The organism is Prosthecobacter sp. (assembly GCF_020439865.1).
In the GTDB taxonomy this organism is placed as follows: domain Bacteria; phylum Verrucomicrobiota; class Verrucomicrobiia; order Verrucomicrobiales; family Verrucomicrobiaceae; genus Prosthecobacter.
Map to the genome: position 1 here is coordinate 1 of NZ_JAGRPF010000062.1, position 14043 is coordinate 14043.

The 14043-nt window shown below is 60.9% G+C and carries 5 protein-coding genes; all 5 read left to right on the top strand.

Going from position 1 to position 14043, the window contains the following annotated elements; all coding sequences use genetic code 11:
- Nucleotides 1-1810: acetylxylan esterase (locus KDL09_RS06090; protein WP_294382739.1), on the top strand; the 1810-nt coding region annotated here is incomplete at its 5' end.
- Between the two features lie 28 nt (nucleotides 1811-1838).
- On the top strand, nucleotides 1839-3053 hold the full coding sequence (locus KDL09_RS06095; RefSeq protein ID WP_294382741.1) for an MFS transporter: 1215 nt from the start codon (nucleotides 1839-1841) through the stop codon (nucleotides 3051-3053).
- A gap of 586 nt (nucleotides 3054-3639) precedes the next feature.
- Nucleotides 3640-8793, top strand: coding sequence for a DEAD/DEAH box helicase (locus KDL09_RS06100; protein WP_294382742.1), 5154 nt, complete (start codon nucleotides 3640-3642; stop codon nucleotides 8791-8793).
- Between the two features lie 6 nt (nucleotides 8794-8799).
- Complete coding sequence (locus KDL09_RS06105) at nucleotides 8800-11565, top strand: DEAD/DEAH box helicase (protein ID WP_345781074.1); 2766 nt, start codon at nucleotides 8800-8802, stop codon at nucleotides 11563-11565.
- 3 nt (nucleotides 11566-11568) lie between these two features.
- The coding region (locus KDL09_RS06110; protein WP_294382744.1) for an N-6 DNA methylase at nucleotides 11569-14043 on the top strand (2475 nt) is incomplete at its 3' end.

Here is a 14043-nt window from a genome sequence, read left to right on the forward strand (position 1 = left end):
CATCCGCGAATGCTTCGGACCGCTGCCGGAGAAGACGCCGCTCAATGCGAAGGTGACGAAGACGCTCGAGCGCGACGGCTACCAGATCGAGAACATCGTCTTCGAAAGCCGGCCGAACTACATGGTCACGGGCAATCTCTACCTGCCCACGAATCGCAAGGGCAAGGTGCCCGGTGTGATCGGCGTATGCGGTCACTCGCTCAATGGGAAAGCGGCGGAAGCGTATCAAAGCTTCGCGCAGGGTCTCGCACGACAGGGCCAGGCCTGCTTCATCGTCGATCCGGTCGGACAAGGTGAACGCTTCCAGTATTTGAACGAGAAGCTCGGCTCGCGTCTCGGCGGTGGCACGTCGGAGCACAACCAGATGGGAAATCACATGACGCTCGTCGGCGAATTCCTCGGCACGTGGTTCGTGTGGGATGCAATGCGCGCACTCGACTACCTGCTCACGCGTCCGGAGATCGATCCGCAGCATCTCGGAGTGACCGGCAACTCCGGCGGCGGCACACAAACCACGTGGCTGTGCGGCATGGAACCGCGCTTCACCATGGGCGCGCCTTCCTGTTTCGTGACCACCTTCCGCCGTGATGCCGAAAACGAACTGCCGCAGGACTGTGAGCAGTGCCCGCCGCGTGTGCTGGCGCATGACCTCGATCACTGCGACTTCCTCGCCGCGATGGCTCCCAAGCCGGTGCTCATCATGGCGCAGGAGAAGGACTACTTCGACAATCGCGGCTCCACCGAAACCTACGAACGCCTGAAGAAACTCTACACGCTGCTCGGCAAGCCGGAGAACATCCAGCTTCACATCGGCCCGGATCCGCACGGCTATTCGCAATCAAACCGCGAGGCGATGTATCGCTTCTTCGGCAAGGCGACCGGCGTTCCCGCCGCCGCCAGCGAACCCACCATCGTGATCGAGAAGGACGCGGATCTGCTCGCCGCCCCGCGCGGACAGGTCGCCGAACTCGGCTCACGCACCTTGATGTCCTTCACGCGCGACACTGCCGCCGCACTCGCCAGCAAGCGCCAGTCTCTCCGCGGCAATGCTCTCAAACAGGCTGTGCGTGACGTGTTGAAACTGCCAAAGCTTCCCGACTCACCGCCGGACTATCGCATCCTGCGCAGCGCCGGTGCCCGCAAGTATCCGGCCAAGGCCTACTGCACCTACGCAATCGAAACCGAGCCGGACATGCACGCGCTCGTCACACGCTTGAGCGACGAAGCGCTTACATCGCGCCTGCCGCGTGGTTTGAGCAAAGCCGTGCTCTACATCTCGCATCGATCCGCCGATGCCGAACTGCGCGAGGAACCGCTCGTGCAGGAACTCATCGCCGCACATCCCGACGCCGCCTTCTTCGCCTGCGACGCGCGCGGCATCGGCGAATCGCAGCCGGACACCTGCGGCGTGGGCCAGTTCCTCCGCCCCTACGGCAGCCACTACTTCTACGCCGCCTACAGCCAGATGCTCGACCGCCCGCTGCTCGGCCAGCGCACCTTTGACGTGCTGCGCGTTCTGCAGGTGCTCGCCGCCGCCGGACACACGGAGATCCACCTCACCGGCAACGGCTGGGGCGCCCTGCCCGCCGCGCTCGCCGCCCTACTCAGCAGCGATGTCAAACAGGTCACGCTGAAACACGCGCTCACCTCATTCCACAACATCGCCACGCACGATGATTACCAGTGGCCGTACGCCGTCATGCTGCCGCGAGTACTGGCCCAGTTCGATCTTCCTGATTGCTATGCGGAGCTGAAATCCCGTAGTCTGCGCAATCTCGAACCTTGGAATGCCGCCGACGGCATGAAGTAATCCTCGCGACAATTCACTCTCCCACACCATGCAAACCGCGCTCAAGACCAAGCTCTCCATCTTCATGTTTCTACAGTATTTCATCTGGAGCACGTGGTACATGACCCTCGGTGCCTACCTGGGCACTCTGAACTTCAGCGGCACGGAAATCGGCGCGTCGTATGGCGCCTTCGCCTGGGGAGCCATTCTATCCCCCTTCATCGTGGGATTGATCGCCGATCGCTTCTTTGCCTCGGAGAAAATCATCGCCGTGCTCGGCATCGCGGGCGGCCTGGTGATGTTCGTCATTCCGCAGTTGAAAACATTCGGCAGCGTCTATCCCGCCCTCATCATCTACTGCACACTCTACGCACCCACGCTCGCGCTTGGAAACTCGGTCTCCATGACGCACCTCGCGGACGCGAAGAAGGATTTCCCGTTTGTGAAGATTTTCTCCGCCGTGGGCTGGATTGCAGGTGGCGTGGTACTCAGCCAGTTGAACGGTGAGCAATCATCGCTGCAACACTATCTCGCCGGCGGCACGTCGATGGTCTTCGGTCTCTTCGCACTTACCCTGCCTCACACACCACCGAAGAAGAAAGGACAGGATGTGCCGCTGAGCGAAGTCCTCGGACTCGATGCGCTGGCGCTGCTGAAGAAGCCGGCCTTCGCAATCTTCATTCTCTGCATGTTTCTCATCTGCATCCCACTCTACTTTTACTTCGTGAACATGGGCACCTACCTCACGCAGTTGAAGTGGGAGAATATGGCGCAGAAGATGACGCTCGCGCAGGTCTCGGATGTGATCTTTCTCGTGCTGCTGCCGGTGATGCTCAAAAAGCTCGGCTACAAGAAGACGATCTTCCTCGGCATCCTCGCCTGGGTCACGCGCTACTTCATGCTTAGTGCCAGTGCCTCCAGCACCGGCACCGTGCTCATCTTTGGCGCGATCCTGCTGCACGGCGTCTGCTACGACTTCCTCTTCATCGCCGGCCAGCTTTACGTTGATGATGAAGCCAACGAACGCATCCGCGGTGCAGCCCAAGGTCTCATCGCCATCATCCTGTGGGGCTTCGGATCACTGGTCGGCACCATCTTGGCCGGCAATGTCATGGATCACCACAAACTCGCCGAGGCCAAAGGCTCCATCTCGCATGACTGGTCCGCCATCTGGGCCACGCCCGCATGGATCGCCGTCGCGGTGCTCGTGGTGTTTGTGATCTTCTTCCGTGACCCGGTCAAGAAGGCAGCGGATTCAAAATAAGCTCCGCCTCCGGACATCAAACAAACTGGTCGGGCTGGCGAGATTCGAACTCACGACCTCTTGCACCCCATGAGTGGTTGCTTACACATGGGAACCTTGACTTTCCTTGAACAGGACAGTGCTGCGCTAAGCCTAGTGTGTTAAAGCAAAATTAGGTCATCCAACTATAATCTCATTTGCACCTTTCGAGGGTGCAATTCGGTCCCAAAAGTTGACATCACTTCGCACCTCCCGGCCAATGCCGACATCATGCCTGGAAGTCTTTTTTCAACTTGGTCGTCGTTGCTTCACCTGAAACGCTCGATTTGTTCAAGCATGCGTGAGAGTGCACACAGCCAGCCTCCTTCGCAAGCCTTGGTGCCAAAACGAGAAAATCTCCGGCTAAATCATGGCGTTCGTCCGGTCGGTGTTGTAGGAAATTCCAACCAAACAGATGCACCCACAATTTACCGCCCTCGTCCCACCCGCCGCCCTTGATGCCTCATCGAGGCTGCCTCCTCATGCAAAGCGGCCCGTAGGCATTAATCTCTCGAAGAGGTATGCGGCGGTGAAAGGCAAATAATCCGATCAACAACCCAAACTACCAGTGAATGCCTTCAGTTATGACCGCCAGTTGATCGACCGCTATTCGAGCTTCTCTCGTTCATTCACCAAAATCCGATCTGAGGACCTCGCCTCCTTGGTAGAGGCTGAATATAACGCAGGGCGATTCTGGCCCGACAGTCTCCTTTCCCTGAATCCGCAGTACAAGACCGGCTCATCCATCGAAGAATTGGTTGCTTCCGGGGATCTCGATGAGGCCACAGGTCAGATATTTCGGTTTGGTGCCTCGACGCTGAGGCTTCATCGACACCAAGCCCAATCCATCGCCAAGGCCAAGGCGGGGCAAAGCTACGTGGTAACGACGGGCACGGGTTCGGGCAAGTCACTCTGCTTTTTCGTGCCGATTGTGGACGCCATCGTGCGAGCGATCAAATCGGGAGCCCCAAGGAGAACCAAAGCGATCATCATCTACCCGATGAATGCTCTGGCTAACAGCCAGATCAAGGAGATCGACAAGTTCATCAGCCAATCCGGATTACCCGATTCCCATAAACCCACTGTCGCGCGATACACCGGGCAGGAGAATCGTGAAGAGCGTCAGAGGATCGCCAAAAACCCGCCAGACATCCTGCTCACCAATTTCATGATGGCGGAATTGCTGCTCACTCGGCAGGACGAACTGGATTCTACCGTCATCGGGAATGCCGCCGGCTTAGATTTCATCGTCTTGGATGAACTTCACACCTACCGAGGCCGTCAGGGTGCTGATGTGGCGGTTCTGGTCCGCCGTCTGCGCAACCGTTGCACGCCTGACAAGGAACCAATCTGCATCGGCACGTCCGCCACTATGGCCAGTGAGGGATCGGATACAAACAAGGCACAGGCCGTGGCCGATGTGGCATCGCGACTTTTTGGAGCCTCGGTGGGTCCTGATGCCGTGATTGACGAATCGCTGCAACGTGCGACCGACGACACAATCCGGCTCGAACACATCAAATCAAAACTCGCCGATATTCTCGCATCGGCACTCCCGGAAACTCTGACCGATGACATGCTTCGCAAGCATCCGTTGGCGGTGTGGGCTGAGTTGGCCATCGGACTCAAAGACGAGCAGGAACTCAGACGCCAGGATCCCATGCCTTTCAGCCAGGCGGTGGACAAACTCTCTGCGGACAGTGGAGTGGATTCGGCCGTTTGCCGTGATGCATTTGTCCGGTTCCTCACGCGCGTTAGCCTGCCTGAGACCGAGCGGGGTGGCACAGGCGCGGGAGCATTCCTTGCATTCAAGCTGCATCGCTTCATTTCAGGCGCTGGCGAAATCTTCACGACCCTCACCGCACGGCCCCGACGTGTGCTTTTCGAGGGACAGCTTGAAGACCCCGAAGCTCCGGGAAACCGTCTCTATCCCACTCGCTTCTGCCGCAGTTGTGGTCATGAAGTTCATGTGGTTACCAAGACGGATGATGCGGGCGAGACCTTGTTCCTTCCGCGCAACATCGACGACACACCTCAAGACAATGAGGAGGGAAACATCGCCGGTTATCTGGTTCCGGTGGGTGATGATGATCCGGATTATCGCTTCGACGGATCTATCGAATCATTTCCCGAGGATTGGAAAGAGGAGGTCAAAGGAATCGAGCGCCTTCGCTCCAACCGCAAGGAGCGGGTTCCGCAGCGCATCGCCATCGGAGCTGATGGTCGTCCCTACTCACAGGGACTGGCGTTTTGGTTTATCCCCGGGAAATTCGGATTCTGCCCCTGCTGTCACCAGCAACCCCATCCCAGCATGCGTGAGCGTAGCAAATTGGCGGGCCTCTCAGGTGAAGGACGAAGCTCAGCCACCACGTTGCTTGTCTCGACCGCACTGGAGTGGATGAACGGCACGCACAGCACCATGCCGCCAGAGAAACGCAAGCTGCTTGGTTTTACCGACAATCGTCAGGATGCGGCTCTCCAGGCAGGCCACTTCAATGACTTCCTTTTTGTGAGCCTGCTGCGTGGAGCGATATTGCGAGCTGTATTGGATGCCGGGGCCGATGGCGTCAGCGAGGAGGATTTCGGTTTGAAAACCCTTCGCGCCCTGGGCTTCACCGCAGCGAACAAGGAAACTCGCGCCTACTGGATGTTGGAACCCGATGCCGGGGCCGTCGTCCGCGAAGACGCCCAACGCGCGCTTGCCAAAGTGCTTGCCCACCGCTTCTGGACCGACCTGCGGCGCGGTTGGCGCTACACCAATCCCAGCCTGGCGGAACTCGGCTTGCTCAAGGTCGAGTTCATCGGTCTTGATGATGTTCTCGCAAATCAAGATGCACTTATCACCATCCTTCCTTCGCTCAGTTCCATGCCAGTCGAAGGTCGCAAGAATATCCTGGAGGCTATTCTCAGATTCCTGCTTCAAGGTTTGGCCGTAAGCACCGAGGCCTTGGATCGTACCGTGCTCGATACGGTCAGCCAGAAATCCCGCAACCTCATGCGTGCGCCTTGGGCCGTGGATACCAAAGAGCAGTTGCGCGGCAGCACTACGCTGCTCCTCAAGGCTCCAGGGAAAGACAAGGTCGGTCTCAAAGAAGAGCAAACGATCTTACGTGGCGGTGTGAACTCCAGTCTTGGCCGAATCATCAACCGCAACTCGATGATCGGCACACGTCTGAAACGGGATGAATACCTGGACGCGATGAACGGCCTGATGGACTTGTTGGCTGGTGAAGGCTTGGTCATACCTGTCGAAGTTGAGGAGGGGCTGAACGGTTGGCGTCTCGCACCTTCTGCCGTCCGCATCGTTCCGGGGCCTGCTGCCTTGGGCAAATCTGCGGATGGAAACAGCTATTTCCTCAGTCTCTATTCCGCCATCGCCGAAGATCTAAAGGATGGCAAATGCACCTACTGGGGATTGGAAGGCCGTGAGCACACCGCGCAGGTTTCACAAAATCAACGCGAGTGGCGTGAATGGCGCTTCCGCTTCGAGGCCGATGACCTTGAACGCATCAAGGAAACTTCAGCAGAGATGAAAGCAGCCGGCGAATCAGGGCAATTCCTGCCTGCTCTCTTCTGTTCTCCGACCATGGAATTGGGTGTCGATATTTCCGCGCTCAACGCGGTTTATCTCCGCAATGTCCCGCCCACTCCAGCGAATTACGCCCAGCGCGCAGGCCGCGCAGGACGTTCAGGCCAGGCTGCGGTGATCGTCACCTACTGTGCCTCCCAGTCACCGCACGACCAATACTTTTTCGCCCGCCGTAATGAAATGGTTTCGGGTGTGGTGCGGTCGCCAGCACTCGACATCACCAATGAGGAACTCATCCGCTCCCATCTCCACGCCGTCTGGCTGGCGGAGTCAAAACTGGCCCTCTCACCGGACATCCCGGAAATTCTCGACCTTTCCCTGCCAAAATATCCTCTGAAAGCCGAATTGCTGGAACACATTCGACGCCCGGCCTTGGTCGAGGCTTCCATCGCACCGATGAGGCAGATTCTGGATCAGGTTCTTGCCTCAGTTGGGGGAAAGAGACCCGTCTGGCTTCGCGACCCGGTTGAGTTCATCCGCGAAGTCGCCACCAACGCACCCGACCGCTTCGATGATGCATTCGTCCGCTGGCGCGAACTCTATCATTCCGCCCGCAGCCAGCTCGCCGAAGCCAATGCGAAGTCGATGATCACCGGCTTGCCGAAAGCGGACCGTCAGCGAATCAAGGCAGCTCAGATGCAGGCCCAGGATCAGATCGCCATCCTCGAACAAGGAAAAGCGTCCAACGGGTCGGACTTCTATTCCTACCGCTATCTCGCCACCGAGGGGTTCCTTCCCGGCTACAATTTCCCACGTCTCCCGCTTTATGCCTTCATCCCGGGTGAGGGAAAATCCGGCTCGTTCTTGCAGCGCGCCCGCTTCCTCGCCATCTCGGAGTTCGGCCCGCGTAGCTTGATTTATCACGAGGGTCGTGCCTACCGCGTGATGAAAGCCAAACTGCCGCCGGAGACGCGCAGCAATGATGGTGCCGATCTTGCGACCAAAGACATCTTCATCTGTCCCAGCTGCGGTGCCTGTCACGATAGCGAAGTGGAACGCTGCCATGCGTGCGACACATCGATGTCTGGACAGATCCCCGTCCAGCGCACGCTGCGAATCGATAATGTCGAGGCCTCTCCCGCCGATCGAATCACCGCAAACGACGAGGAACGCGTGCGCCAGGGCTTCGACATCCAGACTGTGTTCTCCTGGCCTCGTGAAATCCTGGAAGCCGATTTCCGCTGCGGCAACACCTCGCTGTTCACGCTTCAGTATGCCAACAGCGCTGACATCAGCCGCATCAACAAGGGCCTCAAGCGCCGCAAGGATCAGACCGTCTTCGGCTTCAACCTCGATCCCCGCAGTGGCTATTGGGCGAAGTCCGAAGACGAGGAAGATGAGGCGGACACCCCGCCTGATGTCGTCAAACCCGTCCGCATCGTTCCCATCGTCCGCGACCGGAAGAACGCTTTGCTGTTGCGCCTGATCAATCCAGACGTTCACAAACCGGAAACCATCACCACTGTTCAGCATGCCCTGCTCCGTGGCATCGAAATCGCCTTCCAGTTGGAAGAGGGCGAGGTGCTCGGCGAACCCTTGCCATCACGCGATGATCGTCGCACCATTCTCACCTACGAGGCCACCGAAGGCGGTGCCGGGGTTCTCAGCCAACTGATTGAGGATTCTGGAGCACTCCGACGTGTGGCACGCACCGCCTTGTCACTGATGCATTTCGATCATGTGGACGAGGCGATTGCTGCTGGTGACGCTTCACTCCTCGCCAATCAATCCGATACCTGCGTCCGCGGCTGTTACCGCTGCCTGCTATCTTATTACAACCAGCCCGATCACGAAAAAATCGACCGCACCAGCGACGAAGCCAAGCAACTGTTAATCGACATCGCGCGTGGTGATCGTCATCTGGCTAACACCCGTCCGGCATCGGAGGAAGCCACCGGCTGGCTCGGTGTTTTCAAACAGCTCGGCATCCCCGCGCCGGATGCGGAATCCGCGACCCTCGGCGGGCAGGTGTTTGCCTATGTATGGCGGCCTCACCGCGTCGCCGCCGCCACGGAACCTCTTACCGAAGCCGCGCAGGCGTATGCGGACGACATGGGCTGGACCTTGTTCGAGCTTTCTGCCGAGGCCACCGCGAATCTGCCCGAAGCGATGATCACCTCCCTCAAATCCTGATCTCACATGAGCATCACATTTTCACCCGGGGACTTGGTCCGCGCCAGAGGGCGCGAATGGGTCGCCATGCCAGCTCCACAGGAAGGATTGCTGAAACTACGTCCACTCTCCGGTGCGGAGACGGACGCTACCTTGCTTGATCCGAATCTTGAAATCACACCGGTTCAACCGGCCCGATTCGATCTGCCAGACGACGCCCGCATCACGGTGCAATCCAAGGCCGCCCTGCTTGCCGACGCGCTCCGACTTACCTTGCGCCGTGGAGCCGGTCCGTTCCGCTCCGCGGCCCAGCTTTCCTTCGAGCCTCGTGTCTATCAGCTTGTCCCGCTCCTCATGGCCCTGCGCCTTTCGGTCCCTCGCCTGGTCATCGCGGATGATGTTGGCATCGGAAAAACTATCGAGGCCGGACTCATCCTTCGCGAACTCATGGATCGCGGTGAAGTGGAGGCATTCGCAGTGCTCTGTCCGCCGCACCTGGTCGAACAATGGGTAATCGAACTGCAATCCCGATTCGGCATCAAGGCCGTCGCCGTCACTTCCGGCAGCGCCGCAAGGTTGGAGCGCTCCCTGCCCGTCTCCCAATCGCTGTTCGAGGCCTACCCATTCACCGTCGTCAGTCTCGATTACATCAAGGCCGAGAAGCGCCGCGATGGATTCGCCCGTTCCTGCCCTGATCTGGTGATCGTGGACGAAGTGCATTCCTGCGTCGGCACAGGGGCGGGAAAACAACAACGCTTCGGCCTTCTCACTGAACTCGCGAAGGACACAGAGCGCCGCATGATTCTCCTCACCGCAACTCCGCACTCCGGCGACGAGGAGGCTTTTGCCCGTTTGCTCTCCCTGATCGAGCCGGACTTTTCATCCCTGAATTTCGAGGACGCCAAATACCGGGAAAGACTCGCCCGGCATTTCGTCCAGCGCCGTCGCATCGATCTGGTGGAAGGGGAGTGGGATGAAAACCGCTCCTTCCCAAAACATGAAACCGCCGAGTATCCCTACAAACTCGACCGCGCCCATCTCACCTTCCACGAGGCCATCCTCGACTACTGCTTCGGCGTCGTTGCCAAGGCCGGCACCGGCCAGCGCGAACGCCGGCTCGCCTTCTGGGGCACACTCGCGCTGATGCGCTGCGTCGGTTCCTCACCCGCCGCCGCACTCAGCGCCTTGCGCAACCGCATGGCTAACGAGTCCGATCGTCTCGAACCACAAATCTATGACGAAGATTCGGATGACGACGATGCCGTGGACCTTGAGCCGGGTGCTGCCTTCAATGCGGACCCCGCACTCCTCGGTCTCGTCAAACAAGCCGAAGCGCTCGTCTCCGCACCCGATCCCAAGCTCAGTGCCTTGATCGAAGTGCTCAAACCTCTCATCAAGAAGGGCGCGAACCCCGTGGTCTTCTGCCGCTTCCTCGCCACCGCCGATCATGTCCGCGATGGCTTGCGCAAGGCCTTCCCCAAACTCCGCATCGAATCTGTCACAGGTGTCCTGACTCCTGACGAGCGTCGCGACCGAGTGGCCGACATGGCACCCGGCGAGGACGAAAAGGAAAACCAGCGCCTCCTCGTCGCCACCGACTGCCTGTCCGAAGGGATCAACCTCCAACAGCTTTTCGACACCGTCATCCACTACGACCTCTCGTGGAACCCCACCCGCCACCAACAGCGGGAAGGCCGCGTGGATCGCTTCGGCCAACCCGCTCCGGTCGTGCGCTCCGTCATGATGTTTTCGCCCGACAGCGCCATCGACGGCGCGGTGCTCGAAGTCATCCTGCGCAAGGCCGAGGAAATCCGCCGCGTCACCGGTGTCACCGTCCCACTCCCAGACGAACGAGGCCCCGTCACCGATGCGCTCATGGCCTCGATGATGCTTCGCCACAACACACCCGGGCAGCTCATGCTCGATCTTAACATTTCCGACAGCACCCACGCCATGGACGCATGCTGGCGGGATACGATGGAGAACGAGAAAAAATCCCGCGCCCGCTTTGCCCAGAATGCGATGAAGCCGCAGGAAGTCGCCCCGGAGTGGGAAAAGGCCCGCGCCTTCCTCGGCTCGCCGGATGATGCCAAGCTCTTCGTCGAACGCGCCATGGCACGCTTCGGCGTTCCACTGGAGCCGAAGAAAAACCTCCTGCTCGCCCACACCCACGGCCTCGATTCCGGGTTGCGCGAACGTCTCGAACAACGCGAACTGAAGGGCACCATCCGCCTCGCCCTCTCAGAACCCGCTCCCAGCGGTTGCGCCTTGCTGACCCGCACGCACCCTCTCACTGCCACGCTTGCGGAGTCGTTGGTGGAAGCCTCGCTTGATCCCGAGGCGCTTACCGATCTCGGCATCGGTCGTGTCGGAGCATGGGAAACCGCCGCTGTCCCGCGCCTAACCCGCGTCGCCCTGTTGCGGATCCGCTACAAGCTCACCGTCCACGCCCGCCGCGAGCGCCTGCTCCTCGCGGAAGAGGCCGCCTTGGTGGCACTTCACGGAAATGAAATCGTCGCCATCGACACAGCGGCTCGGGAACTTCTCCACGCCGAAGCCACCTCCAATCTCGCTGCATCCGCCCAAGAGCGCTTCATCTCGAAAGCCAAGGAAGAGCTTCCCGCTCTTCTCGCCGGCCCGCTTGCCGGATTCGTCCGCCAGCGTGCCGAGGAACTCGTGCAGGATCATGCCCGACTGCGCATCGCTGCCGGTTCCGCCTCCCGCGTCTCGGTCAACCCCGTCCTTCCCCCCGATGTCATCGGCCTCTTTGTTCTGATGCCGAAAGCACTCTGACCCATGGCTCGCAAACCCGTCACTGACCTATCCGCATGGCCCTCGCTCACGCTTGAAGGCAACCTCATCGCCCCCGCCATGGTGGCCAGCCTCGCCGCGCCCAAGGACGACGAGGAAACCCGCCAGTCCTACCGCATCCGCAAGGGCCTCTCCATCCGCGACGAAATCTCCACCGCCTTCCGCGTCGGCCAATCCCACTTCGACTCCTTCCGGAAACTCGGAAAACCCTCCGCCGAAGCCACCCGCCGCTTCATCAGGGACTTCCTCGCCGAAACCCTCGGGTTCGACGACCTCGCCCCGCATGAGGGCGCAGTCTCCCTCCTCGCCGGCAGCCGCGTGCCCATCGTCGTCATCCCGCCCGAAGAGGAGAAGCTCGACCGCAAGAGCCCCACGCTTTCCACCGACCGCTCCCGCTCCGCCGCCTTCGCCCTCCAGGACTACCTGAACGACCGTGACGACGCCCTCTGGGGTCTCGCCACCAATGGCACCATCCTGCGCCTCATGCGGGACAATGCCTCGCTCACTCGCCCGGCCTACATCGAGGCCGACCTCGCCCAGATCTTCACCAACGAGGACGCCGCCTCCTTCGCCGTCCTCTGGCTGCTCTGCCACCGCACCCGCTTCGGGCTGGCCAGCACACCCGCCACCGACTGCGCCCTCGAACGCTGGCGCGATGCCGGGGCCAAGGAGGGCGAAGCCGCCCGCGACCGCCTCGCCGGGCAGGTCCAGCTCGCCCTCAAGCTCCTCGGCTCCGGCTTCCTCGAAGCCAATCCCGACCTCTCCAAGCGCCTCCAGTCCGGCGACATCCCGCTCACCGGCTGGTTCAATGAACTCCTCCGCCTCGTCTATCGCCTCATCTTCCTGATGGTTGCCGAGGACCGCAACCTGCTCCACGCACCAAAAGCCTCCGCCGCCGCGCGAAAACTCTACGCCGAGGGCTACTCGCTCACCGCCCTGCGCGCCCTCTGCACCCGTGGAGCCACCTGGGACCGCCACCACGACCGCTACGAGGGCGTGAAGATCCTCTTCCGCTCCCTCACCGCCGGGGAGGAAAAACTCGCCCTGCCCGCCCTCGGTGGACTCTTCGCCGCCGACCAGCTCCCGCACCTCGGCACCGCCCGCCTCCGCAACCGCGCCTTCATGGAGGCCCTCTACCGCCTCTCCTGGCTCACTGATGAGAAAAAGACCGGCATGGTCCCGGTGAATTGGCGCGCCATGGAAACCGAGGAACTCGGCTCCGTTTACGAATCCCTCCTCGAACTCCAGCCCCAGCTCGGTTCCGACGGCCGCAGCCTGCTCTTCGCCTCCGATGCCGCCGAACAACGCGGCAACCAGCGCAAAATCACCGGCTCCTTCTACACGCCCGACCCGCTCGTCCAGTCCCTGCTCGATACCGCCCTCGATCCCGTGCTCGACCGCATCGAGGCCGAGTCCGACGATCCCGCCAAGGCCCTGCTGAAACTCCGCATCATCGACCCCGCCTGCGGCTCAGGGCACTTCCTGCTCGCCGCCGCCCGCCGCATCGCCACCCGCCTCGCCCGCATCCGCGCCGAGGGCACCCCCTCCACCGAGGACTTCCGCCACGCCCTGCGCGATGTCGCCCGCTGCTGCATCCACGGCGTGGACCGCAACCCCATGGCCGTGGAACTCACCAAGGTCGCCCTCTGGATCGAAACCGTCGATCCCGGCCTGCCCCTTGGCTTCTTCGATGCCCAGATCCGCTGCGGCGACGCCCTCCTCGGCGTCTTCGACCTCAAGGTGCTCCGGGACGGCATCCCCGATGCCGCCTACAAACCCCTCACCGGCGACGACAAGGACACCGCGAAATACTACGCCCAGGCCAACAAGGGCGCGAAGGCCGGCCAAGGCGAGTTCGACTTCGGCTCCGGCCAGGCCCACATGCCGGACACCAAACCCCTCGCCGCCGACTTCTCAGGCTTCCGCGACCTGCCGGAGGAAACCGTCGAGCAGATCGGGGCCAAGGCCAAACGCTTCGAGACCCTGCGAAAAGGCCAGGACTTCCTCCGCACCCAGACCGCCTGCGATCTCTACGTCGCCGCCTTCCTCCTGCCCAAGACCGGCGGCGCGCCCACCGATCCCAGCAAACGCATCGTCCCCACCACCGAGGAACTCTGGCACGCCCTCAATCAGGGGAAAAGCCGCCCAGCCATGGAAGCCGCGCCCGCCGCCGCCCGCCGCGCCCGCGCCTTCCACTGGCCGCTGGAGTTCCCGGATGTGATGCAACGCGGCGGATTCGATGTGGTGCTGGGGAATCCGCCCTGGGAACGGATCAAGTTGCAGGAGCAGGAGTTCTTTGCGGCGCGGTCACCGGTAATCGCAGGAGCTGCAAACAAGGCTGCACGTGATCGATTGATTAAAGGATTGGCAAACGCACCCGAGGGCAGTCCTGAAAGAATCCTTTTTGACCAGTTCGTTTCTGCGAAGCGAGAAGCAGAAGCCACGAGCGAGTGCGCCCGG

Excerpts from the sequence above, each read along its gene's own strand:
- KDL09_RS06095 (WP_294382741.1), top strand. The coding sequence starts at position 1,839 with ATGCAAACCGCGCTCAAGACCAAGCTCTCCATCTTCATGTTTCTACAG.
- KDL09_RS06105 (WP_345781074.1), top strand. The coding sequence starts at position 8,800 with ATGAGCATCACATTTTCACCCGGGGACTTGGTCCGCGCCAGAGGGCGC.